Source organism: Derxia gummosa DSM 723, assembly GCF_000482785.1.
GTDB classification, from domain to species: domain Bacteria; phylum Pseudomonadota; class Gammaproteobacteria; order Burkholderiales; family Burkholderiaceae_E; genus Derxia; species Derxia gummosa.
In genome coordinates this window covers 473,854-499,041 of the sequence record NZ_AXWS01000014.1, presented here as the reverse complement: position 1 = coordinate 499,041, position 25,188 = coordinate 473,854, and the positions used below count along the sequence as shown (strand labels likewise).

Sequence of the window (25,188 nt, the reverse complement as noted above, 5' to 3'; positions counted from 1 at the left end):
GTCAACGACGCGCCCACGCTCGCCACCACCACGCTCACGCTCACCGGCACCGACGAGGACACGGCCGTCAGCTACGCCGTCGCCGATCTGCTCGCCGACGCCGGCCTCGCCGATGTGGACTCGGACGCGCTTGGCGGCATCGCCGTTACCGCGCTGTCCGGCAACGGCAGCTGGGAGTTCAGCACCGACAGCGGCGGCACCTGGACCGCCGTCGGCAGCGTCAGCGCCAGCAGCGCCGCGCTGTTCACCTCGACCACGCAGCTGCGCTACACGCCCGACGGCAACCGGGGCGAGACCGCCGGCCTGAGCTTCGCGGCCTGGGACCGCAGCAGCGGCAGCGCCAGCTCGGGCGCCACCGTCAACACCGCCGACACCACCACCCGCGGCGGCACGACCGCCTTCTCGACCGCCACCGCCACCGCCAGCCTCGCCGTCAGCGACGTGAACGACGCGCCGGTCGTCACCGTGCCCGGCAGCCTCACCGTCACCGAGGACGTCCCGGCCGCGCTCACCGGCATCAGCGTGGGCGACGTGGATGCGGCGGGCGGCGGCAACTGGCTCGTCACGCTGCATGTGGACAGCGGCACGCTGCACGGCGTGAGCGGCTTCGGCGTGATCGCCAACGGCGACGGCACCGACACCATCACGCTGCTGGCGCCGCTCGGCGACATCAACGGCTTCCTCGCCGCCGGCCGCGTGAGCTTCACCACCGCCGCCGACGCGACCGCCGACGTCACGCTCACCGTGAGCGCCGACGACAACGGCAACAACGGCAGCGGCGGCGCGCTCACCGACAGCGACAGCACCACCATCCGCGTCACGCCGGTCAACGACGCGCCGGTGCTGACCGACACCACGCTCGCCATCTCGATCGAGGAAGACTCCGGCGCCCCGGTCGGCGCGGTCGGCTCGTCGCTGGCCGACTTCATGGGCGGCGTGAGCGACATCGACGGCGACACGCCGCTCGGCGTCGCCATCGGCAGCGCCGACGAGGCGCTCGGCACCTGGTACTACACGACCGATGGCGGCAGCAGCTGGAACGCGCTCGGCGCGGTGAGCGAGTCGTCGGCGCTGCTGCTGGCCAATGACGGCAGCACGCGGCTGTTCTTCCAGACCTCGGCCGGCGTCACCGGTACCACGCCGGCCGCGCTCGGCCTGCATGCCTGGGACGGCACCGAAGGCAGCGCCGGCAGCCGCGCGGACCTGACCGGCGGCAGCTCTGCCTACAGCCACGACAGCGACACGGTGTCGGTCACGGTCACCGAATCGCCCAAGGCGCCGGTGCTGACACCGACGGCGCCCGCCTTCACCGGCATCACCGAGGACGACAGTGCCAACGCCGGGCAGACGGTGGCCGACCTGCTCGGCAGCAGCGTGACCGACGGCAACACCGGCGCGGTGCAGGGCATCGCCATCACCGGCCTCGACGCCGGCAACGGCAGCTGGGAATACAGCCTCGACGGCACCACCTGGACCGCCGTCGGTGGCGTGAGCGATTCGGCCGCGCTCCTGCTGCGCGCGAGCGACCATCTGCGCTTCGTGCCCGATGGCATCAACGCCGACGGCGCGAGCCTGACCTACCGCGCCTGGGACCAGTCCGGCGCCACCGCCGGCCTCGAAGGCACGACCGCCGACACCACCACCCACGGCGGGCGCACCGCCTTCTCCACCGCCACCGATACCGCGACCCTCGCCGTCAGCGATGTCAACGACGCGCCCACGCTCGCCACCACCACGCTCACCCTCGCCGGCACCGACGAGGACACCTCCGTCAGCTACACCGTCGCCGATCTGCTCGCCGACGCCGGCCTCGCCGATGCGGACTCGGGCGCGCTCGGCGGCATCGCCGTCACCGCGCTGACCGGCAACGGCAGCTGGGAGTTCTCCACCGACAGCGGCGGCACCTGGACCGCCGTCGGCAGCGTCAGCGCCGGCAACGCCGCGCTGTTCACCTCGACCACGCAGCTGCGCTACGTGCCCGACGGCAACCGGGGCGAGACCGCCGGCCTGAGCTTCGCGGCCTGGGACCGCAGCAGCGGCAGCGCCAGTGCCGGCGCCGCCGTCAACACCGCCGACACCACCACCCGCGGCGGCACGACCGCCTTCTCGACCGCCACCGCCAGCGCCAGCCTCGCCGTCAGCGACGTGAACGACGCGCCGACGCTCGCCACCACCACGCTCACGCTTGCCGGCACCGACGAGGACACGGCGAGCGCCGCCATCACCGTCGCCGACCTGCTCGCCGACGCCGGTCTCGCCGATGCGGACTCGGGCGCGCTCGGCGGGATCGCCGTCACCACGCTGTCCGGCAACGGCAGCTGGCAGTTCAGCACCGACGGCGGTGCGAGCTGGACCGCCGTCGGCGGCGTCAGCACCAGCAGCGCCGCGCTGTTCACCTCCACCACGCAACTGCGCTACACGCCCGACGGCCTCCACGGCGAGACCGCCTCGCTCGGCTTCGCTGCCTGGGACCGCAGCACGGGCTCCGCCAGCACGGCCGGCAGCGTCAGCCACGCCGACGCCTCGACGCGCGGCGGCGGCACCGCCTTCTCGGCCGACCTCGCCAGCGCCAGCCTTGCCGTCGGCGAGGTCAATGACCTGCCCACGCTCGCCACCAGCGCCGGCAGTGCCGTCTTCACCGAGGCGGGCGGCGCCGTGGTCATCGACAGCGGCATCACGCTCGCCGACATCGACGGCCAGCCGGCCATCGACTCGGCCACGGTCGCCATCACCGGCGGCCGCGCGGCCGGCGACGTGCTCGGCTTCGCCAACGACGGCGCGACGATGGGCGACATCGCCGCGAGCTGGGATGCCGGCAGCGGCCGGCTCACGCTCAGCTCGGCCGGCGGCGCGACGCTCGCGCAATGGCAGGCGGCGCTGCGCGCCGTCAGCTTCGACAACGGCTCGGCGCTCGTCGCCGACGGCGCGCGCACCGTGAGCTTCAGCGTCACCGACGCGGGCGGCGATTCGAGCGCCGGCGCCAGCCGCGCGATCGGCGTCAGCGCCATCGACCAGCCCGCCAGCCTCGGCAACCTCCCCGACGCGTCGACGTACACGGAAGGCGACGCGCCGACGGTGCTCGCGCCCGACCTCACCGTGCTCGACCCCGAATCGGCCGAGGCCGGCTTCGACGGCGCGAGCGTCACCCTCGTCAACCATGCCGGCGCCGATGCGCGCGACCTGTTCGGCGCCACCGGCACGCTCGGCCCGCTCACCGAAGGCCAGGCGCTGGTGGTGGACGGCGTGACGGTCGGCAGCGTCAGCCGCAACTCGGGCGGCCTGCTGGTGCTCGACTTCTCGGGCGCCGACGCCACCCTGGCCAATGTGCAGGCGGTGCTGCGCCAGATCGGCTACAGCAACGCCTCCGACGCGCCACCCGCGTCGGCCACCCTCGACTGGCGCTTCACGCCCGCGAGCGGCGCCGGCGCGACCGGCGCGACCGACATCAGCCTCGTCCCGGTCAACGACACGACGGCCTTCGCGGGCGGCGGCGGCACGACCGCCATCGACGACACCGGCAGCACCGCGCCGTTCGCGTCGCTGGTCGTCACCGATCCCGACACCCAGGGCGCGACCGTCAGCGTCACCCTCACCGACGCGCTCGGCGCCGGCGATTTCACGGCCGGCACCTCGGGCTGGACGCGCGACGTCAGCGGCAACGACATCGTCTGGACCCGCGGCTTCGCCAGCACCGACAACATCGGCGGCACGATCCAGGCCGCGCTGCGCGGCCTCGTGTTCACGCCCACCGCCAACGCCCTGCCCTCGGGCACGACGCGCAGCATCGGCTTCGAAGTGACGGTCGATGACGGCGGCGGCACGCCGGTCGGCACGAGCGGCCGCACCGTCACCGTCAGCTCGGTCAACGACGCGCCGGTGCTCGATCACGACAGCTTCGCGCTCGACCCCACCGACGAGGACACCGCGCGCACCGTCAGCGTCGCCGACCTGCTCGCGGCGGCCGGCGCCAGCGATGCCGATGCCGGCACCGCCCTCGGCCTCGCCGTCACCTTCACCTCGGGTCGGGGCCAGTGGCAGTACAGCACCGACAGCGGCGCCACCTGGCACGCGGTCGGCGCGGTCAGCGCCGACGCGGCGCTCACGCTCGGCCAGTACGGCCTGCTGCGCTACACGCCGGACGGCATCGAGGCGGATCTCGCGTCGATCAACTTCGTCGCCTGGGATGCCAGCGCCGGCACGCTCACCGACGGCGCCACGCGCGGCACGGTCGATGCCGGCGCGCCCGGCGCCGACGGCGCGACCTCGGCCACCACCGCCGGCGCGACGCTGTCCGTCACCGACGTGAACGACGCGCCCACGCTCGTCGTGCCCGACCGCCTGTCGCTCGACGAGGACGGCTCGGTCGTCATCACCGGCATCGAGCTGCGCGACGTGGATGGCGACCTCATCGTCACCATCGCCTCGGGCGGCGCGACGCCGCTCGCGGTGATGGTGCCGGGCCCGGTCAGCGTCAGCTTCAGCGTGCCGAGCGGCATGCTCACCGCCGCGCCCGGCGAGGGCGTGACCATCACCACGGCGGCCGACGGCACGGTCACGCTCACCGGCCAGCTCAACAGGCTCAATGCCTGGCTCGCGGCCGGCAACCTGAGCTACACCGCCGCGCCGAACGCCAACGGCGAGGTGGCGCTGTCGGTGCGCTTCGACGACGGCGGCAACATCGGCGGCGGCTCGCTCGTCGCGACGGCCGAGGTCGTGCTCGACATCGCCGCCGTCAACGACGCGCCGACCGTCACCGCGCCGGCCGATGCCGACGTGGGCGAGGGCCTGTCGGTCAGCTTCGGCAGCGCGACGGGCAATGCCATCACGCTCGCCGACATCGACGCCGGCGATGGCCCGCTGCGGCTGACGCTCACCGCCAGCCACGGCACGCTCACGCTCGGCAGCCTCGCGGGCATCAGCTTCCTCAGCGGCGACGGCACGGCCGACGCCAGCCTCGTCATCGAGGGCAACCTCGCCGCCCTGCGCGCCGCGCTCGACGGCCTGGTGTTCTCGCCGGCGGCCGGCTATCACGGCGCGGCGTCGATCGGCCTGGTACTGAACGACCTCGGCAACAGCGGCAGCGGTGGGGCGCTCGTGGCCGACACGAGCATCGACATCGCGGTCAGCGCCGCGCCGCGCGCCACCGGCGTCAGCCTCGTCGGCGACGACAACGGCTACAAGGCCGGCGACACGGTGCTGATCGAAGTGGACTACGACTCGGCGCTCGTGCTCGACACCACCGGCGGCTCGCCCACGCTCGCGCTGAACGTGGGCGGCACGACGCGGCTCGCCACGCTCGTCAGCAGCGACGGCGGCAAGCTGGTGTTCGGCTACACCGTGCTGGCCGGCGACAGCACGGCCGACCTCGCGCTCGCCGGCGGCAATGCGCTCTCGCTCAACGGTGCGACGCTGCGCAACGCCACCGGCAGCAATGCGGTGCTCGCGCTGCCGACGCCCTCGGGCAGCGGCCCGCTCGACGGCGGCACGCCGGTGGTGGTGGACGGCGTCGCGCCGGTCGTCACCTCGGTCACGCTGCCGGCCGACGGCCTCTACGGCGCCGGCAACACGCTCGACTTCACCGTCAACCTGAGCGAGGCGGTCACGCTCGACACCTCGGGCGGCACGCCGCGCATCGCGGTCAGCATCGGCGGCACCACGGTCTATGCGACCTACGTGGGCGGCAGCGGCGGCAACGCGCTCGGCTTCCGGCTGGTGCTGCCGGCCGGCGTGTCGGGCGACGGCATCAGCCTCGCGGGCAACCTCGACTTCAACGGCGCCACGGTGCGCGACGCGCTCGGCAACCCGGCCAATCCGGCGCTGCATGGCGTCGGCACGGCCGCGATCGCCATCGACGGCCAGGCGCCGACGGCGGGCACGCCCGCCACCGGCACCGCCGGCCCCACCAACGCCACGAGCCTCGACTTCACCGTCGTCTTCGACGAGGCGGTGAGCGGCGTGGATGCCGCCGACTTCACGGTGCGCGGCACCGGCTCGGCCAGCGGCAGCATCACCGGCGTGCGCAGCACCGACGGCGGCAAGACCTGGATCGTCACGGTCGCGGCCGGCGGCGACGGCACGCTCGCGGTCGATCTCGATGCGAGCGGCACCGGCATCACCGATGCCGCCGGCAACGCGGTGAGCGGCGGCGCGACCGGCACGCCGGTGGCGGTCGATCACGGCCTGCCGACGGTCGATGCCATCACCCTGCTCGACGCCCAGACCACCGGCACCGGCACGCTGCGCTTCCAGATCCGGTTCAGCGAGGGCGTGAGCGGGCTCGACCCGGCCGACCTCGCGCTCGTGCTCGGCGATTCGGCCACCGGCCGCATCACCGGACTGACGCAGGTGGATGCGCGCACCTGGGTCGTGACCGTGGACAACGTGGCCGGCAATGGCAGCGTCGCGCTGCGTCTGGTCGCGGCCGGCAGCGGCATCGCCGACACGGCGGGCAACACGCTCGCCGCCGATGCGACCAGCCCGGCCTACACCCATGTCGAGGCGGTCGTGCCGGTCACGCCGCCTCCGGCGCCACCCGCGCCGCCCGCTCCCGCGCCGATGCCCGCGCCCCTCGTGCCGGTCAGCTCGGCGCCCGTGCTGCTGCCCGTCACGGCGCTGCCGACCGACAGCAGCATCCCGGTGCCGCCACCCGCGTTCGTGCCGCCGCCCGCGCCGCGCCCGACCGACGACGGCATCGTCGCGCTGTCGTTCAACCCGGCGCTCGACCAGCCGCTCGCGGCGCGGCCGTTCTCGGGCAGCTTCAGCATCGGCGCGGGGCGCACGGTGTCGTTCGGCATTCCGGACGGCAGCTTCGTCGTGCGCGATCCGCAGGCCCAGCTCACGCTCAGCGCGCGCCAGTCCAACGGCCAGCCGCTGCCGGCCTGGCTGCGCTTCGATCCGCTCACCGGCCGCTTCAGCGGCACGGTGCCGCCGGGCCTCACGGGCCGCGTGCGCATCCAGGTGCTGCTGCGCGACAGCCAGGGCCACATGGTCTCGACCGAGATCGAGATCAGCCTCGGCAGCACGCGCGCCGCGCTGCCGACCGAGGCCGACCAGCTCGCGCTCGCGGCGCTGCTCGGCGACCTGGCTACCCGGCCCGACGCCGACCGCGACGCCGCACCGGCCGACCGTCATGCGTCGGCCGGCATCACGCCAGCGCAACGCGCCACGGCCCGGTCGCCACACACCCCGGCCGAGGCCACGGCCCACGCCGCCCGCGCGCCGCTCAGCCACCAGCTCGACCGCCACGGCGACGCGGGCTTCGCCGACGAACTCGCCGCGCTGCTCGGCGCCGTCACCCGGCTCTGAGGCAGCCATGCATCGCCCCCAACACGCCAAGAACCACGCCCCATAAGAAGGACCGCAGGCCATGACCACCGCCACGCTCGCCACCCCGTCCCGCGCCGCCGCCGCCCGCGCCAGCACCGCCGCGCGCGGCCTGCGCCTGCTGCCGATCGCCGCCGCGATCGCGCTCGTCTCGGGCTGCGCCGTCACGCCGCGCCCGCTCGACCGGGACGCGCTGCGCAGCGCCGCCGCCGAGGAGCACGCCGCCCTCGTCTCGGGCCAGCAGGCGCCCGACGCGCCCGTCACGCTGGAGGAAGCCTTCGCGCGCACCGTCAAGTACAACCTCGACTACCGCGTCAAGCTCATGGAAGAGGCGCTCGGCCAGCGCCAGCTCGACCTCGCCAGCCTCGACCTGCTGCCCAAGGTGGTGGCCGGCGCCGGCTACACCGCGCGCAGCAACGACCTCGCCTCGTCGTCGGTGGACGCGGTCACGGGGCGGCAATCACTGGTGCCGTCCTACTCGTCGGAACGCACCCGGATCAACGCCGACCTCGGCCTGAGCTGGAACGTGCTCGACTTCGGCGTGAGCTGGTACTCGGCCCAGCAGCAGGCCGACCGCGCCCTCATCCTCCAGGAGCGTCGCCGCCGCGTCGCCCATCAGGTCGTGCAGCAGACGCGCCAGCTCTGGTGGCAGGCGCTCGCCGCCCAGCGCCTCGAAGCGCCGATCGACGCGCTGCTGCGCAAGGCCAATGCGGCGCTGGCCGATTCCCGCGCGGTCGAGAACGAGCGCCTGCGCCCGGTGCTCGAAACCCTCGCCTACCAGCGCCAGCTGCTCGACGTGATCCGCCAGCTCACGCAGATCCGCGGCAATCTCGCCCAGGCCAAGCCGCGCCTCGCCGCGCTCATGAATCTCACGCCGGGCCAGAAGTTCGACATCGCCCCGCCGGCCTCGCTCGCGGTGCCCGAACTCGGCGTCGCGCTCGACAAGGCCGAGGAATTCGCGCTCGCCAACCGGCCCGAACTGGTCGAGGCGCGCTACAACGAGCGCATCGGCGTGGCCGAGACGCGCAAGGCCGTCGCCAAGCTGCTGCCGGGCCTGGAGCTGAGCATCGGCGACCACTACGACAGCAACCGCTACCTCGTGAACCAGGGCTGGGCCGACGCCGGCCTGCGCGTGAGCTGGAACCTGCTCAACGTGTTCAACCACAAGACGATCCGCGGCGCGGCCGACGCGCAACTGGCCGTGGCGCGCGAACAGAAGGTGGCGCTCGGCATGGCGGTGCTCACGCAGGTGCATGTGGCCTGGGCCGACTACGACGCCAAGCGCCGCCAGTTCGAACTCGAAAGCGAGCTGGCGAATGTGGAGCAGCGCATCCTCGGCCAGACCGAGAACGCGGTGGAGGCCAATGCCCAGGCGAAGCTGCAATCCATCCTCGCCGGCGCCAATGCGGTGCTGTCGCAGCTGCGCCAGTACCAGACCTATGGCGACCTGCAGAACGCCTACGGCCAGATCGGCGCCTCGCTCGGCATCGACGCCTTCCCGAATGAAGCCGCCGGTCAGGATGTAGCCTCGCTGGCCCAGGCCTTCGCCGGCGCCGAATCGCGCTGGCAGGCCCGTCTGGCAGGCACGGAGACCAAGTAAATGTTGAAGGCAGTTCGCGCGGCGCAGCTTGCCGCGCTCAAGGCGGGGCCGCGCGCGCTTCCGGTCGCACGGAAGGCGCCCGTGAAGGCGCTGGCGCCGCTGACCCTGGCGCTCGCCGCCGCGCTCGCGGCGCCCGCCGCCGGCGCTGCCGACGCGCCGCCCGACAACCGCATCCGCACCCAGCTGGCCTCGCCCAACGCAGTGACGGTGGCGAGCGAGATCGGCGCGCGCATCACCGCGCTGCCGGTGCCGGAGGGCGGCAGCTTCAAGCGCGGGCAGCTGCTCGCGAGCTTCGATTGCAGCGCCCAGCGCGCCCAGCTCGACAAGGCCCAGGCCACGCTCGACGCCGCGCGCCAGCAGGTGAAGGTGAATGCGCGGCTGGTCGAACTCAACTCGATCAGCAAGCTGGAGGTGGATCAGGCCGAGGCGCGCGCCAAGGAGGCGCAGGCCGAGGTGAGCTACATGCAGACCATGCTCACCAAGTGCAGCGTGTCGGCGCCGTTTGCCGGGCGCGTGGCCAAGCGGCAGGCGGCGAGCTTCCAGGTGGTGGCGCCGGGCACGCCCATTCTCGACATCGTCGAGACCGGCACGCTGGAGCTGAAGCTGATCGTGCCGAGCCGGTGGCTCGCATGGCTCAAGCCGGGCACGAAGTTCAGCATCGAGATCGACGAGCTGGGGCGGAGCTTTCCGGCGCATGTGGTGAGGCTCGGCGCGCAGATCGACCCGGTGAGCCAGTCGCTGCCCGTGACCGGCGCCGTCGACGGCGACACCGCCGCCCTGCTGCCCGGCATGAGCGGCTGGGCCGTGTTCCCGAAGTGACGGCCACCCGTCGCAGGCGCGCGCGGTCCGCTCGCGCGCGCCGTCACCGGACACAGCCATGAACGCCGCCGACCAGCGCGCCCCCGCCGCCACCGACCGCGCGCGCGAACTCGCCACCCTCGTGCTGCTGATGCGACGCGCGCGCGAGGCCGATGCCGAAGACGCGCTCGGCTTCGTCATCGTCAACGAGACGCAACGGCTGCTGCCCTATCGCCAGGCCGCGCTGTGGCGCGACGGTGCGATCGGCGCGCTCGGCCGCGTGAGCGCGCTGTCGGGGCTGGCCGAGACCGATCCGACCGCGCCCTATGTGCAATGGCTCGGCACGCTGTTTCGCGCGCTGCCGAGGGCGGGGATGGCCGCCGCCGACGGCTTGCCGGCCGGCGGCGCGGTGAAGGCGGCCGCGCCGGGCGCCATGCCGGCAACCGGCGCACCCGGCGCGATGGCCGCACCCGGCGTGCCCGGCGCAACGTCCGGCGGCACTGCCGCGCCACCCCGCGCCCTCGCCCTCTCCGCCGCCAGCCTGCCGCCCGACCTCGCCGCCGACTGGCCGCACTGGCTGCCCGCCCACGCGCTGTGGCTGCGCCTCGACCCGCCCGGCCGGTTCGGCACCGGCGCGCTGCTGCTCGCGCGCGACGAGCCCTTCACCGAGGCCGAGCTGCCGCTTGCGACCGAGCTGGCCAACGCCTACGCCCATGCGCAATCGCGCTTCGCGCCGCAGCGCGGCTGGCGCGAGCGCGCGGGCGACTGGATCGGCGCCGGCAGGCGTCGGCGCTGGCTCATCGCCGCCGCCGTTGCAATCGCTTGCATGCCAGTGCGCATGACGGTGCTCGCGCGCGGCGAGGTCGTGCCCGAGGAGCCCTTTCTCGTGCGCGCGCCGCTCACCGGCGTGATCGACCGCATCGACGTGCTGCCCAACCAGCGCGTCGCGGCCGGCGCGCCGCTGTTCGGCCTCGACGCCACCGCGCTCGCCGGCCAGACCGCGCTCGCCCGCCGCGCGCGCGAAGCCGCCGAGGAAGCCTGGCGCCAGAGCGCCCAGCGCGCCGTCACCGACGACAAGGGCAAGCTCGACATGGCGCTCGACCGCGCCCGCCTCGACGAGAAGGCCATCGAGGCCGAGACCACCGCGCGCCAGCTCGACCGCCTGAGCGTGACCGCAGCGCGCGCCGGCGTGGTGGTGTTTTCCGACCGCGACGACTGGGTCGGCCGCGCGGTGCAGGTCGGCGAGAAGGTGATGACGCTGGCCGATCCGGCGCATGTCGAACTCGCGGCCTGGCTGCCGGCGTCGGAATCGATCCGCGTCGCGCCGGGCACGCGGCTCACGCTCTATCCCAATGCCGCGCCGGGCGAGAGCTATTCGGCCACGGTCACGCGCGTGGCCTGGCGCGCCGAACCGGGCGAGGACGGCGTGCTCGCCTTCCGCCTGCAGGCGCGCTTCGACGACGGCGAGACGCCGCCGCGCATCGGCCAGGTCGGCACGGCGCGCGTGCATGGCGACTGGGCGCCGCTCGCGTGGTTCGCGCTGCGCCGGCCGCTGACGGTGGCGCGGCAATGGCTGGGGCTGTGATGGGCGCGGGCGGCCTCGGCGCCGGCACGCCCGACGCCCGCGCGATGACCGGCGGCGCGATGGCCGGCGACGCCCGCGCGATGTCCCCCGCCGACATGGCCGCCGCCGGCATCCCCATCACCGCCGCGATGCTCGCCGGCAGCCAGCCGCAAGCACTGCCGCGCCTGCGCGAAGACCTCGGCCTGCACCCCGGCGCGCGCCAGCCCGACGGCGCGCCGAGCTGGACGCTGCACGATCCGGCGTCCAACCGCTTTTTCCAGCTTGGCTGGGCGGCGTTCGAGATCGTCTCGCGCTGGCGGCTCGGCACGGCCGAGGCCATCGTCGCGGCGGTCAACGCGCGCACCACGCTCGCCATCACGCCCGCCGACGTGAAGGCCGTGGGCGACTTCCTCGCGCGTCACAGCCTGCTCGCCACCGGCTCGCCCGAGGCGACCGCGCGGCTCGTGCGCCTCGCCCGCGCGCGCAGGCTCGGCCATGCGATGTGGCTGCTCAAGCACTACCTGTTCATCCGCGTGCCGCTGCTGCGGCCCGAGCCGTTGCTGCAAAGGCTTGCACCGGCCTTCGATTTCGCATGCAGCGCGCGCTTCGCCTGGCTGGTCGCGGCGCTGGCGCTGCTCGGCGTCGGCCTCGTGATGCAGCGCTGGGACGCCTTCACCCACACCTTCGCGGCCTATGCCGGCTGGCAGGGGCTGGCGGGCGTGGGCGCGGCGCTCGGCTTCGCCAAGGTGCTGCACGAGTTCGGCCATGCGCTCACCGCGCGCCGCTTCGGCTGCCGCGTGCCGGCGATGGGCGTCGCCTTTCTGGTGATGGTGCCGGTGCTCTACACCGACACGTCCGACGCCTGGAAGCTGCCGGCGCGCCGCCACCGGCTTGCGATCGGCGCGGCCGGCATGGCGGCCGAGCTGGTGCTGGCCGTCATCGCCACGCTCGCGTGGAGCTTCCTGCCCGACGGGCCGTTGCGCGCCGGCGCCTTCCTGCTCGCCACCACCACCTGGGTGGCAACCCTCGCCATCAACGCCAGCCCCTTCATGCGCTTCGACGGCTACTTCCTGCTGTCGGACGCGCTCGGCATGCCCAATCTGCACGACCGCGCCTTCGCCTTCGGCCGCCGGGCGCTGCGGTGGGCGCTGTTCGGCTGGGACGATCCGCCGCCCGAGCGGCTGCCGCGCGGGCGCGAGCGCTTCGTCACCGGCTTCGCCTTCGCCACCTGGGTCTATCGCGCGACGGTGTTTCTCGGCATCGCGCTGCTCGTGTACCACCTGTTCTTCAAGCTGCTCGGGCTGCTGCTGCTGGCGGTGGAGCTGGGCTGGTTTCTCGCGCGGCCGGTGTGGAGCGAGGTGACGGTCTGGCGCGAACGCGCGGGCGAACTGCGCTGGAACCGCGCGACCAAGCGCACCGCCGCGCTGCTCGCGCTGGCCTTCGCGGCGCTCGTGCTGCCCTGGCAGCGCGACGTGGGCGCGCCCGCCCGCCTGGGCGCGAGCGAGGCGCAAGGGCTGTACGCGCCCGCGCCGGCCGAGGTGACGGAAGTGCTCGTGCGTGACGGCGACGAGGTCAAGGCCGGCCAGTCGCTCGCCCGCCTGCGCGCGCCCGAACTCGACGCAGATCTGGCCCGCGCCCGCGTGCGCGAAGCCGCGCTGCGCTGGCAGGTCGAGCGCCAGCCCTTCGACGCCGGTCTGCTGCAAGGCGGCGAGGCGCTGCGCAAGCAATGGGAAGCGGCGCGCGAGCAGGTCGCGGCGCTCGAACAACTGGTCGCGCGGCTCGAACTCACCGCGCCCGTCACCGGCCGCGTGGTGGATGTGGCCGACTCGCTGCGCCCCGGCACCGTCATCGCCAACGGCGAGCGCCTGCTCGACGTGATCGCGCCCGGCCCGAGGCGCGGCGACGCCTTCGTCGATGAAGCGTCGCTCGGCCGCCTGAGCGCTGGCGCGCGCGTGGTGTTCATCGCCGACCGCGCCGAGGCGCCCGCCGTGCATTGCACGCTCGGCGCGATCGACCGGCTGCGCCTGCCCGCGCTCGACGCTCCCGCCCTCGCCTCGACCTTCGGCGGCCCGATCGCGGTCCAGCGCACCCGCGACGCGCTCATCCCGACCGAGCCGCTGTTCCGCCTGCGCTTCGAGTCCTGCGACGACGCGACCCTGCCCGTGAGCGAGATGACCGGCGTCGCGCGCGTGCGCGGCGAAGGCCGCAGCCTGCTCGGCCGCATGCTCAAGGCGGCATGGACGGCGGTCGCGAGCGAGGCGGCGCTCTGACGGGGCACACCGGAGCGGAGCAACGACCGCCAGCCTTTGCGGGAACTTTCAACGCCGCATGACGGCCCGCTTCCCCGGGAAAAGCGCCGCCTCCGCCACGGCGTTGTGTGTGGAATGCCCGGCGCCGCCGAAAAGCCCGCGGCCATAATCGGCCGCACTTTTCAGCCCCCCGCCAGACGGGGGCGGAGCCTCCCATCCATGCCCTCCGTCGTCGATCTCCTCCAGGCCAGCGACTGCCAGCTCCTCACGATCGACGCCTTCGACACCCTGATGCTGCGCGACGCCAGCTCGGCGCCGCGACGGCTCGCCAGGATCGCGCGTCGCTTCTGCCAGCGCCTCGCCGCCGCCGGTCTCGAACGGCATCCGGCCGTGCTCGCGCGCCAGCGCCGCGACATCGAGCGCCTCGCCTTCCGGGCCTGCGCCGTGGCCGGCCATGGCGAGGTCAGGCTCGACGACGTGGTGACCACGCTGCTCGCCCAGGCCGGCATCCCGGCCCGGCACGCGGCCGACTGGATCGACTGCGAGCTTGAAGTCGAGCGCGAATGCCTGCGGCCCAATCCGCGGCTCGTCGCCGAACTCGAAACGCTGGCCGCGCGCGGCATGCCGGTGCGCGTGGTGAGCGACACCCTGCTGAGCGGCGAACAGCTGCGCCGGCTCATCGACGCCGTCTGCCCCGGCCTGCCGCCGCTGGCGGCCGTGCATTCGAGCGCCGACCTCCAGCTCACCAAGCGCGACGGCTCGATCTTCCCGGCCGTGGCCGCGCTCGCCGGCGTCGCGCCCGGACGCATCGCGCATGTCGGCGACGACCGCCTCGCCGACCACGACCAGCCGCGCCGCCTCGGCATGCATGCGCTGCACCGCGACCGGCCGCGCAGCCACAAGCTGCGCCGCCGCGCCGACGCCGCCCTCGCACGGCTGACGCTGCGCACCGGCCTGTGGCGCGCCTCGCCCTCGCCCTCGCCCTCGCCCTCGCCCTCGCCCTCGCCCTCGCCCTCGCCCTCGCCAACGCAAACGCAGACGCCGATGCCGGCACGCGCCGACCCCGCAGCGCGCGACGCCTTCGCCCGCGACGTGCTCGGCCCGGTCTTCGCCGAGTACTGCCGGCGCCTGCACATCTATCTGGAGCAGGCGGCCGCGATCGAGGGCCGCGCCGTGGCGCTGTTCTGCGCGCGCGGCGGACTCGGCCTCATGCGGCTGTACGAGCGCTACCTGGCCGCCCTCGGCATCACGCCACGCGCGCGGTTGCGCCCGCTGATGGTGTCGCGCCTCATCGCCGCGCGCGACGTCCTCGCCCACGGCGGCGACAGCCTCGTCGGCGAGATCGAGTACGAATTCGGCGCCGGCCAGGTCGATGCCGTCGCCTGCGCCCTGGCCGGCGCCGACCTCGCGCCGGTGCGCGAGCACGCCACGGTGCGCGACCTCATCGCCGCCATCCGCGACGGCCGCGAGTCCGCGCTGCGCGCCCGCGTGCTGGAGCAGGCCGCGCTGTTCCGCGAGCACTGGGCCGCGCTCACCGCCGATGCCGGGGCCGTCATCGTCTGCGACACCGGCCTCTACGGCAGCACCCTCAAGATGCTGCGCGACAGCGGCCTCGCGCCGCGCACGCATTGCGTGCTGCTCGCGCGCTCCGACTACAAGCACCTCGGCCGCGCGCATTTCGCCCAGGTCACGGGGCTGCTCACCGAGCGCGACGGCTATCGGCCGGGCGACGCGCTGTCGTCGGTGCTCGCCTTCTGGCATCTGGTCGAGAGCCTGGTCGAGCCGGCGCTGCCGAGCGTGCGCCGCTTCGCGCGCGGCCCCGACGACGCGCCGCGCGCCAACCTCGAGATCGAAGACTGGCGCGCGCGCCTCGACGCGATGCCCAACCCCGGCTTCGCGGGCGTGCTCGACTACATCGACGACCTGGCCGACCCGTGCGCGCTCGCCGCGCATGCGCCGCGTCTGCGTCTGGCCGCGCGCCGGCTCGAAACCACGGTCATGTTTCCGGGCGGCGCCGCGCTCGCCACGCTCGCGCTCGACGACCGCTCGATGGACTTCGGGCGCGGCGAAAGCGCGCCGGTCATCGACCCGGCCTGCGCCTCGGGGCCGCCGGCCGCGCGGCTGCGCGCCGTCAAGCGCTCGCTCTGGCGCGCCGGCGCGGCGGTGCGCTCCTTCCCGCTCGCCTACCGGCCGCTGCAACTGGCGATGTGGCTCGGCTACGCGGCGCGTGCCTGCTTCCGATGATGTCGCCCCGCCTGCGCACCGACCTGCTCGCGGTCTATCTCGCCTACGCCTTCCGCTATCTCTATCCGCTGGTGCTGCTGCCGTTCTACGGCCGCACGCTCGGCGCCGAGGGCTACGGCACGGTGATGGCGGGGCTGTCGCTGTCGAACACGCTGTGGATGCTCGTGACCTGGGGCCTGCCCAGCCTCGGCGGGCGCGACACGGCGCTTGCCGGCGACGACCGGCCCACGCGCGCGCGCATCCTGGCCGGGCAGCTGTCGGGCCGGCTACTGCTCGCGCTGCCGGTGGCGCTGACGGGCGCGGTCGCGCTGTCGGCGTCGCCGGTGCTGTCGGGCCTGCCGGGCGCGGCGCTGGCGGTGCTGCTGCTGGGCTGCTCGGCGGGCTTCAACCTCGGCTGGTACTACACGGCCACGCAGCGCGCGCGCACCAGCGTGCATATCGAGGTGTTCGGCTTCGCGCTGTCGCTGGCGCTGCTGCTCGGCTGCGTGCGCGGTCCCGAGGATGCGAGCCTCGTGCTGTGGCTGCTGCTGCTGTCCTGCCTGGGCCAGCTCGGGATCGCCTACTGGCTCGTGCGCGCCGAGTTCGCCGGCGCGCGGCCGACGCTGGCGGCCGGCGCCGACGCGGTACGCCAGTCCACGACGCTGTTCATCTACAGCGGCACCTCGGTGCTGCTCATCACCTCGTCCACCTATCTGCTGTCGCTGCTGGCGCCGGCGGGCGAGGTGGGCGCCTTCGGCGTGGCCGAGCGGCTCATCAGCGCCGGCCTGAGCCTGATGGGGCCGGCGAGCCAGATCCTGTTTCCGCGCATCACCCGCCTCGTCGCCGACGACCCCGACGCGGCCAACCGCGCGACGCGACGCATCCTGGCGGTGTTCGCGGGCGGGGCGCTGCTGGCGCTGCTGGTCACGCTGGCGGCGGCGCCGCTCGTGATCGGGCTGCTGGTCGGCGCGCGCTTCGAGGGCGCGGTGCCGGTGCTGCGGCTGCTGGCCTTCGTGCTGCCGGTCGCGGCCGCCACGCAGGTGCTCGGCAACTACTTCCTCATCCCGCGCCAGCAGGACGGCACGCTCGCGCGCGCCGCGATCGTGAGCGCGCTGGTCAACCTCGGCTGTGCCGTGCCGCTCGCGAGCCACTGGGGCGCGCTCGGCATGGCGGCGGCGCGGCTCGCGGGCGAGATCGTGCTGCTCGGGCTGGTGCTGGCGGGCATCCGGCGCGCGGGGCTGCTCGGCCAACTGCTCGGCCGCAGGGACGCGACCGGCGACGCGGACACGGCACGGCAGGCGCGCTGAACCGGTCGGGCCGGTCGCTTCGTGGCGCTCCGGCTCGGACTCGGTCCAGCCCGGCGCGCCCAATGAAAAACGGCCGGCCGCCCGAAGGCGAACCGGCCGTCATCACCGCTCCGGCGCCGAAGCGCCGGAAGCCACGGATCAGCGCTCGATCGTCAGCGCGATGCCCATGCCGCCGCCGATGCACAGGCTGGCGATGCCCTTCTTCGCATCGCGGCGCTGCATTTCATGCAGCAGCGTGACCAGGATGCGGCAGCCCGACGCGCCGATCGGGTGGCCGATGGCGATGGCGCCGCCGTTGACGTTCACCTTGCTCAGATCCCAGCCCATCTCGTTGTGCACCGCGCAGGCCTGGGCCGCGAAGGCTTCGTTGATTTCGAGCAGGTCGAGGTCGGCGGCGCTCCAGCCGGCGCGGGCGAGCGCCTTCTTGCTGGCGGGCACCGGGCCCATGCCCATGATGGCCGGGTCGAGACCGGCGCTGGCGTAGCTGGCGATGCGGCCGAGCACCGGCAAATTGAGTTCGGCGGCCTTCTTGGCGCTCATGAGCATGACGGCGGCGGCGCCGTCGTTGATGCCCGAGGCATTGCCCGCCGTGACCGAGCCCGCCTTGTCGAAGGCCGGACGCAGGCCGGCGAGAGCTTCGGCGTTGGTCTTGCGGTTCAGGAACTCGTCGGTATCGAAGAGGATCGGGTCGCCCTTGCGCTGCGGAATGCTGACCGGAACGATCTCGTCCTTGAACTTGCCCGCGTCCTGGGCGGCGGCGGCCTTCTGCTGCGAGGCCAGCGCCAGCGCATCCTGCTGCTCACGCGTGATGCCGTACTGCTTGGCCACGTTCTCGGCCGTGATGCCCATGTGGTAGCGGTTGTACACGTCCCACAGGCCGTCGTTGATCATGGTGTCGACCAGCTTCCAGTCGCCCATGCGCATGCCGTCGCGCGAGTTGGGCAGGACGTGCGGGCTGGCGCTCATGTTCTCCTGGCCGCCGGCGATGATGATGTCGCTGTCGCCGTCGCGGATGGCCTGGGCGGCGAGCGTCACGGCCTTGAGGCCCGAGCCGCAGACCTTGTTGATGGTCATGCCGGGCACGGCCTGGGGCAGGCCCGAGCCGATCACGGCCTGGCGCGCCGGGTTCTGGCCGCAACCGGCGGTGAGCACCTGGCCGAGGATGACTTCACCGATCTGTTCCCCGGCCACGCCGGTCTTCTGAAGCAAACCGCGGATGACGGTCGCGCCCAGCTCGGCGGCCGGTACCTTGGCCAGCGAACCCCCGAACTTGCCCACGGCGGTACGCGCGGCGGCGACGATGACGATGTCGGTCATGCTGTTCTCCTATGGTTTCTTCCGATGAATGCAGGCGGCGGCGCCCTCTCTCATGACGCGGTGCCACACTGGCCTGCCAGTTTGCATGCTTGGCAAGGGCTTCGCCCGGCAACACAGCAATTGCCCCCGTGACCGGAAAGCGACGCCACGGCGCAGCGCGCTAGCATCGCCCGCGCCGATGACAACCGCCATGCCGCCCCAACCCTCAGTGCGGGGCCGTATGGTTACACAGCCCCCGCGCCGCCATGCCGCCACCGCTCCGCGCCTCGTCCCCAGCCCTCCCTGATGCCACGGCGCCGACGGCCGAGGCCGCGCCGCTCGTCAGCCTGCGCCACCTGAGCAAGAGCTACCGGCGCGGCGCCCAGGTCGTGCCGGTGCTCGACGACATAACGCTCGACATCGCGGCCGGCGACTTCGTCGCGCTGATGGGGCCGAGCGGCTCGGGCAAGAGCACGCTGCTCAACCTCATCGCCGGCATCGACAAGCCCGACAGCGGCGAGCTGATCGTGGGCGGCATCGACATCACGCAGCTCGGCGAGGGCGAGCTGGCCGATTGGCGCGCGCGCAACGTCGGCTTCATCTTCCAGTTCTACAACCTCATGCCGGTGCTCGACGCGATCGAGAACGTCGAGCTGCCGTTGCTGCTGACGAACCTGTCGCGCGCCGAACGCCGCGCGCGCTGCGAGACGGCGCTCGCGCTCGTGGGCCTGGCCGACCGCGCGAAGCACTTCCCCAACGAACTGTCGGGCGGCCAGCAGCAGCGCGTCGCGATCGCGCGCGCCATCGTCACCGATCCGGTGCTTCTCATCTGCGACGAACCCACCGGCGACCTCGACCGCCAGTCCGCCGCCGACGTGCTGAAGATGCTCGGCGAGCTGAATGCCACGCTCGGCAAGACCATCGTGATGGTCACGCACGACCCGCGCGCCGGCGACGCGGCGCGCCGCACCACCTACCTCGACAAGGGCCGGCTGTCGGGCGAGAACCCGTTCGCGGCGCATCGCTAAGGGCTGGCGCGGCGGTCGCGTCCAGCCCGCCGCCACGCTCGAACCCGCATTCCGGACTCCGATTCAACGCAACCCCAGGACGCCGCGTGTTCTACCTTCGACTCGTGCTGCGCAATGTCTTCCGCGCCCGGCTGCGCGCGGGCCTGACCATCCTCGGGCTGGTCATCGCCATCCTCGCCTTCGGCCTGTTGCAGACCGTGGTGCGCGCCTGGTACGCCGGCACCGACATGTCGAGCGCGGCACGGCTGTTCACGCGCAACTCGATCTCGCTCACCTTCTCGATGCCGCTGTACTACCGCGAGCGCATCGCCGCCGTGCCCGGCGTGAAGAGCGTGGGCGTCTCGAACTGGTTCGGCGGCATATGGCGCGAGCCGCAGAACTTCTTCGCCCAGTTCGCCACCGACATCCCGCTGCTCGCGAAGCAGTATCCGGAATTCAGGTTCGATCCGACGCAGTACGCCGATCTCATGCGCGACCGTCAGGGCGCGGCCATCGGGCGCGAGCTGGCCGATCTGTACGGATTCAAGCTCGGCGACCGCGTCACGCTCAAGGGCACGATCTACCCCGGCAACTGGGAGTTCAACGTGCGCGCCATCTACGACGGCCGCGACGCCACCGCGATCACGCGCCAGATGTACTTCCACTACGACTACCTCAACGAGGCGCTGAAGCAGACCGCGCCCGCGCGCGCCAACCAGATCGGCGTGTTCATCGTCGAGATTGCCGACCCGACCGCCGGCGCCGAGGTGGCGAAGGCCATCGACGACGGCTTCCGCAGCTCGCTCGCCGAGACGCTCACCGAAAGCGAGAAGGCCTTCCAGCTCGGCTTCATCGCGATGGTCGAGGCCATCGTCATCGCGATCCGCGCCGTGAGCTATGTGGTGATCCTGATCATCATGGCCGTCGCCGCCAACACGATGGCGATGACCGCGCGCGAGCGCATCGCCGAGTACGCGACGCTCAAGGCGCTGGGCTTCGGGCCGGGCACGGTGGCGGCGCTCGTCATGGCCGAGGCGCTGCTGCTCGCGCTGATCGGCGCCGGCATCGCGATGGCGCTGCTCGGGCCGGTGGCGGCGGGCTTTCACGCGGCGACGGTGCGCGTGTTCGCCAAGTTCCCGGTCGTGGCCGAGACCTACTGGATGCAGGCGGGCTGCGGGCTGGCCGTCGGGCTGGTGGCGGGAGCGCTGCCGGCCTGGCATTCGGCGCGGGTGCGGATCGTGGATGGGCTTCGGCGCATCGGATGACGCGACGGCGGCGACGTGCCCAGGGTGGGGCGGGGCGCGGCGAACGGTGGCGCCCGCCTGCGGCGGGTTCCCGGAGCGCGGCACGACCGGCCGGCGCGGCCCGTGCTTGCGGGAACCCTCGTGCACAGCGCGAGGGCGCTTCCGTCGGCCCCGCCCACCCCTCCCCCGCGCAACGCCCTACCCAATCAGAACAAAGGCAGAAGCAGCCGGTTACACAGTCGCCGCTCCGGTAAACCCTGCCAGCGCCGCTCCGACTTAAAAAGGCGCCGCGGCAGGTGCCGCATCACGGAGACACACATGAGCCTCACCACCCACCAGCGCGTGCCGATGCTGATCGGCGGCCTAGCCACGTTGGCGGGCCTGGCCTTTGCACCGCTGGCCCAGGCCCATGACTACGACGACGTGCGCGTCTATCGCGGCGAGCGCGTGGTCGTCGTCGATGACGACCGTCGCGGTTACGAACGCCATCACCATGACCGCCGCTGGCGCGACGACTGCGACGACGACGTGGTCGTCATCCACCGCGCGCCGCCGCCGCGCGTCGTGTACCGCGAAGTCCCGGTCTACCGCGAGCGCGTCGTCTACCGCGACGTACCGGTGTACCGCGAGGCACCCGTCTATCGCGAGCCGGCCGGCTACTACGGCGGCGGCCCCAATCTCGGCACCATCGGCGGCGCAGTCGCCGGTGCCGCCATCGGCAACACGATCGGCGCGGGCAACGGCCGCACGGCCGCGATCGCGATCGGCACCGTGCTGGGCGCCGCCGTCGGCAGCGGCGTGCGCTACTGAGCGGTCGGGGTCGCCCGCGTCGCGGTGAGACATCGCGCGATACGGACGGCCGGCGGGGGTGGCAGAGGTGATCGGCGGGGGATGCCCCGCGACCACTGCCCCGCCACGCAATGACCGCATCCGGATGGCCTCGCGCCATCCCGCCAGCCCGGCCTCGTGCCGGGCTTTTTCATGCGCGATGCAAGCGCTGTCACGCCAGCGCGTGGCCGGCAGCGCACTGGCCACCGCGCGCCGGCACGCGCGGCACACAGCCGGCCGCGCCCGCGTCAGCCGTTCAGCCGGCCGACGGCGTCTTTGCCTGCCGCGCGACGCGGGTCGGATCGTCGAGCGTGTAGGCGTGCTTGATGACTTCCCACGCCTCCTCGGCCGTCTCGACAAAATGGAACAGGTCGAGATCCTCCGGCCCGATCATCCCCGCCTCGACCAGCGCCTCGAAGTTCACCACCTTGCCCCAGAAATCGCGGCCGAACAGCAGGATCGGCCGGCGCCGGCTCTTGCCCGTCTGCGTGAGCGTGAGCACCTCGAACAGCTCGTCGAAGGTGCCGAAGCCGCCCGGAAAGCACACCAGCGCGACCGACCGCATCAGGAAGTGCATCTTGCGGATCGCGAAGTAGTGGAACTGGAAGCACAGCTCCGGCGTGATGTAGGGGTTGGGCGCCTGCTCGAAGGGCAGCGCGATGTTCAGGCCCATGCTCGGCCCGCCCGCGTCATGCGCGCCGCGATTGCCGGCCTCCATGATCCCGGGGCCGCCGCCGGTCACGACGATGACGGGCTCGCCCAGGTCGCGCGAGCCTTCCGTCACCAGCTTGCCGAAGCGGCGCGCCTCTTCGTAGTAGCGCGACATTTCCACGCGCTTCTCGGCGCGGTGGATGGCGGCCGCGTCGCCGCCTTCGCGCGCGGCTTCGAGCAGCTCCAGCGCCTTGTCGCGCGGCTGGATGCGCGCGCTGCCGAAGATGACGATCGTCGATTCGACCTTCAGGTCGCGCTGCACCAGCTCGGGCTTGAGCAGTTCGAGCTGCATGCGGATCGGCCGCAGCTCCTCGCGCAGGAGGAACTCGGTGTCGGCGAAAGCCATGCGGTAGGCGCCGTTCTGGTAGTGCTCGACCAGTTCCTCGGCGGTGCGGGCCTCTTCATGGGCCGACGGGAAGTTGCGTGCCTTGAGCGCCTTGTGGCTGTCCATGTTCGTAGAGGGAGTGACTGCGGAAAGGCCAGCTTAGCAGCGGCTATGCTGGCCCGATGAACGAGTTTCGCCACAGCACCAGCGTCACCGCCGACGGGCGGAAAGACCCTTCCGCCAGCCCCGCCGCGCCGCTTGCGCCGGACGTCGTGGCCGCGCCGGCGGCGCCCGACCGGGTACCGCCCGCGGGACCGTCGGCCGACGCCTCGTCACCGCGCGCCGCGCCCGCGCTGCAAGCCGCGCGCCTCGACTTCGCGCCTGACGGCACGCCGCGCTCGCGCGACTACGACGATGTCTATGCAAGCGCTGCCGGCGCGGCCGGACAGGCGCGCCATGTCTTTCTGGCCGGCAACGGCCTGCCCGCGCGCTGGCAGGGCCGCGAGCGCTTCACCATCGTCGAGACCGGCTTCGGTCTGGGCGGCAACTTCCTCGCCACGCTCGCGGCGTGGCGCGCCGATCCGGCCCGCTGCGCGCGGCTGTGGTTCGTGTCCTTCGAGGCGCATCCGGTCACGGCCGATGAGCTGAGGCGCGTGCATCGCGTCGGACGCGAGGACGCCACCGCCACCGCCGAAGCCGACACGACCATGCCGCGCGCGGCCGGAGCCGCTCGCATCGCCGACGCCGACGCCCTTGCCAACCAGTGGCCGCTCGCCCTGCCCGGCCTGCACCGGCTCGAATTCGCCGGTGGCGCGGTGCAGCTGCTGCTCGCCTTCGGCGACGCGGTCGCGCTCGCGCCCCGGCTCGCGGTCGCCGCCGATGCCTTTTATCTCGACGGCTTCGCGCCCGACCGCAATCCGCGCATGTGGAGCGTCGAGTTGTTCCGCGCGCTCGGCCGGCTCGCCGCGCCCGATGCAAGCGCCGCGACCTGGAGCGTCGCGCGCGCGGTGCGCGATGCCCTCGCCGCCGCCGGCTTCGACGCCCGGCGCGCGCCCGGCTTCGGCGGCAAGCGCGAGATGACGGTGGCGAGCCTCGCGCCCCGTCCCGGCCGGACGGCCCGCCGCGCCGCCACGACCGGGGCGTCGACATCGACGGCGCAGCTCGACCGCCCCGCCGCTCCAGCAACCGCCGACGCCGCGCCCGCTCCGCGCCACGACCCGGTCCGTCGACCGCCCGCGACCGCGCTCGTCATCGGCGCCGGCCTCGCGGGCTGCGCCGTCGCCGCGCGGCTCGCGGCGCGCGGCGTGGCCGTCACCCTCGTCGATGCCGGCGATGCGCCCGCCAACCTCACCTCCGGCAATCCGGCCGGCGCGCTGCAACCGCTCGTGGCGCGCGACGATTCGCGCCAGGCCCGTTTCACGCGCGCCGGCTACCTCGATGCGCTGCGCCATCTGCAAACGCTTGCAGCCTCGGGCATCGACGTGGGCGGCGAACGCGCCGGCCTGCTTCATCTCGCCGCCGACGATGCCGAGGAAGCGGCGATGCGCGGCGCGCTCGACGCGCTCGGCTTCCCGCCCGGCCATGTGCGCTGGCTCGACCGCGACGCCGCCGCCGAGCTGGCGCGCGGCCCGGTGCGCGGCGGCCTGCCGCTGCCCGCCGGCGCCGGCGCGATGGCCGGCGGCTACCTGTTCCCCGAAGGCGGCTGGCTCTCGCCCGCGCGCTACGCGGTCGGACTCATGGCGCTGGCCGACCCGACCGGCGAACGCATCACGCCCCGCTTCGGCCGGCGTGTCGCGGTGCTGGCGCGCGCCGGCCGCGCCGCGCATGACGCCGCCACCGACGCGGCCCGGGCCGACGACGACCATGCCTCCGGCGCCGGCTGGATCGCGCTCGACGCCGATGGCCGCGAGATCGCCCGCGCCGAGATCGCGGTACTCGCCGGCGGTGCGACGCCCGTCCTCGGCGCCGAGCCGCCGGACACGCCGACCAAGGACGCGGCGACCTTCGCCGGCACAGCCGGCAACGGCAACGGCAACGCCCATACCGGTACGAGCGCCGACGCACAGGCCGCCCTCACCCCGCTCACCCTTCGCGCCCCCGCCGCGCTCGACTGGCCGATCCGCCCGATCGCCGGCCAGCTCAACCTGCTGCCGGCCTGGCGCGCCGCCGCGCCATCGATTCCGGTGACGGGCGACGGCTATGTGCTGCCCGCCTTCGGCGCGGGCGTGCTGGTCGGCGCCAGCTACGAACTCGATCCCGCGCGGGTGGCGGCGGTGGCGCGCGACGGCGAACTCACGCGCGCCGCCGAGGACGAGAACCTCGCCCGCCATGCCCGCCTGCTCGACATCGCCGAGATCAATGTCGGCGCCGCCCTGCCCGGGCGCAGCGGCGTGCGCGCCGTGCCGTCCGACCGCATGCCGCTCGTGGGCGCGGTCGGCCTGCCGCTGCCCGCCGACGCGCCCGATCACGCACTGGCCGACTGGCCACGCCTGCCCGGCCTCTACGCCAGCACCGGCCTTGCCTCGCGCGGCATCACCTGGGCCGGCCTCGCCGGCGAGATCGTCGCGGCGCTGGCCTGCGGCGATCCGGCGCCGGTCGAGACCGATCTGCTCGATGCCGTCGATCCGGCGCGCTTCGCGCAGCGCCGGCGCCGGCGCGGCCGCTGAGGCCGGCAAGGCGCGCCGACAGTCCCGGCCACCACGACTGCGGCGGC

At 73.6% G+C, this 25,188-nt stretch carries 13 protein-coding genes; 11 read left to right on the top strand and 2 right to left on the bottom strand.

Annotated elements, in window-relative coordinates:
- The 7 genes from H566_RS30410 to H566_RS0115460 all read left to right on the top strand — a co-directional run.
- Positions 1–7,305 (top strand): putative Ig domain-containing protein (locus tag H566_RS30410; RefSeq protein WP_028312147.1); only part of this gene is annotated, 7,305 nt, incomplete at its 5' end.
- A gap of 61 nt (positions 7,306–7,366) precedes the next feature.
- Positions 7,367–8,923 (top strand): TolC family protein, encoded by a 1,557-nt coding sequence (locus tag H566_RS25590; RefSeq protein WP_034411888.1) that lies wholly within the window; start codon positions 7,367–7,369, stop codon positions 8,921–8,923.
- Complete coding sequence (locus H566_RS0115480) at positions 8,924–9,742, top strand: efflux RND transporter periplasmic adaptor subunit (protein ID WP_028312146.1); 819 nt, start codon at positions 8,924–8,926, stop codon at positions 9,740–9,742.
- Between the two features lie 58 nt (positions 9,743–9,800).
- Positions 9,801–11,306: an efflux RND transporter periplasmic adaptor subunit gene (locus H566_RS0115475; RefSeq protein ID WP_028312145.1), complete on the top strand. Its 1,506-nt coding sequence runs from the start codon at positions 9,801–9,803 to the stop codon at positions 11,304–11,306.
- Positions 11,291–13,555: a site-2 protease family protein gene (locus H566_RS0115470; protein ID WP_245591377.1), complete on the top strand. Its 2,265-nt coding sequence runs from the start codon at positions 11,291–11,293 to the stop codon at positions 13,553–13,555. The genes H566_RS0115475 and H566_RS0115470 overlap by 16 nt, the downstream gene beginning before the upstream one ends.
- Positions 13,556–13,753: 198 nt before the next feature.
- On the top strand, positions 13,754–15,778 hold the full coding sequence (locus H566_RS0115465; protein WP_028312143.1) for an HAD family hydrolase: 2,025 nt from the start codon (positions 13,754–13,756) through the stop codon (positions 15,776–15,778).
- Positions 15,775–17,064 (top strand): lipopolysaccharide biosynthesis protein, encoded by a 1,290-nt coding sequence (locus H566_RS0115460; protein WP_051378833.1) that lies wholly within the window; start codon positions 15,775–15,777, stop codon positions 17,062–17,064. Before H566_RS0115465 ends, H566_RS0115460 begins: the two co-directional genes overlap by 4 nt.
- A gap of 138 nt (positions 17,065–17,202) precedes the next feature.
- Here H566_RS0115460 and H566_RS0115455 read toward each other — a convergent pair whose 3' ends face one another.
- Positions 17,203–18,381, bottom strand: a complete 1,179-nt coding sequence (locus H566_RS0115455; protein ID WP_028312141.1) for an acetyl-CoA C-acetyltransferase — start codon at positions 18,379–18,381, stop codon at positions 17,203–17,205.
- Between the two features lie 245 nt (positions 18,382–18,626).
- Between H566_RS0115455 and H566_RS0115450 the strand changes: the two genes are divergently transcribed.
- From H566_RS0115450 to H566_RS29720, 3 genes are all read left to right on the top strand, one after another.
- The gene (locus H566_RS0115450) at positions 18,627–19,388 is read left to right on the top strand and encodes an ABC transporter ATP-binding protein (RefSeq protein ID WP_084545159.1); all 762 of its coding nucleotides are present in this window, start codon (positions 18,627–18,629) and stop codon (positions 19,386–19,388) included.
- 86 nt (positions 19,389–19,474) lie between these two features.
- Positions 19,475–20,632: an ABC transporter permease gene (locus H566_RS0115445; RefSeq protein WP_028312139.1), complete on the top strand. Its 1,158-nt coding sequence runs from the start codon at positions 19,475–19,477 to the stop codon at positions 20,630–20,632.
- 297 nt (positions 20,633–20,929) lie between these two features.
- Positions 20,930–21,421: a glycine zipper 2TM domain-containing protein gene (locus H566_RS29720; protein ID WP_051378832.1), complete on the top strand. Its 492-nt coding sequence runs from the start codon at positions 20,930–20,932 to the stop codon at positions 21,419–21,421.
- Between the two features lie 274 nt (positions 21,422–21,695).
- Here H566_RS29720 and H566_RS0115435 read toward each other — a convergent pair whose 3' ends face one another.
- Positions 21,696–22,601 carry an LOG family protein gene (locus H566_RS0115435; protein ID WP_028312138.1) on the bottom strand — a complete coding sequence of 302 codons (906 nt, stop codon included), beginning with the start codon at positions 22,599–22,601 and terminating at the stop codon, positions 21,696–21,698.
- A 56-nt stretch (positions 22,602–22,657) separates the two neighbouring features.
- Between H566_RS0115435 and mnmC2 the strand changes: the two genes are divergently transcribed.
- Positions 22,658–25,141, top strand: coding sequence for a tRNA (5-methylaminomethyl-2-thiouridine)(34)-methyltransferase MnmC2 (gene mnmC2 / locus H566_RS0115430; RefSeq protein WP_084545158.1), 2,484 nt, complete (start codon positions 22,658–22,660; stop codon positions 25,139–25,141).
- The last annotated feature ends 47 nt before the right edge of the window (positions 25,142–25,188 follow it).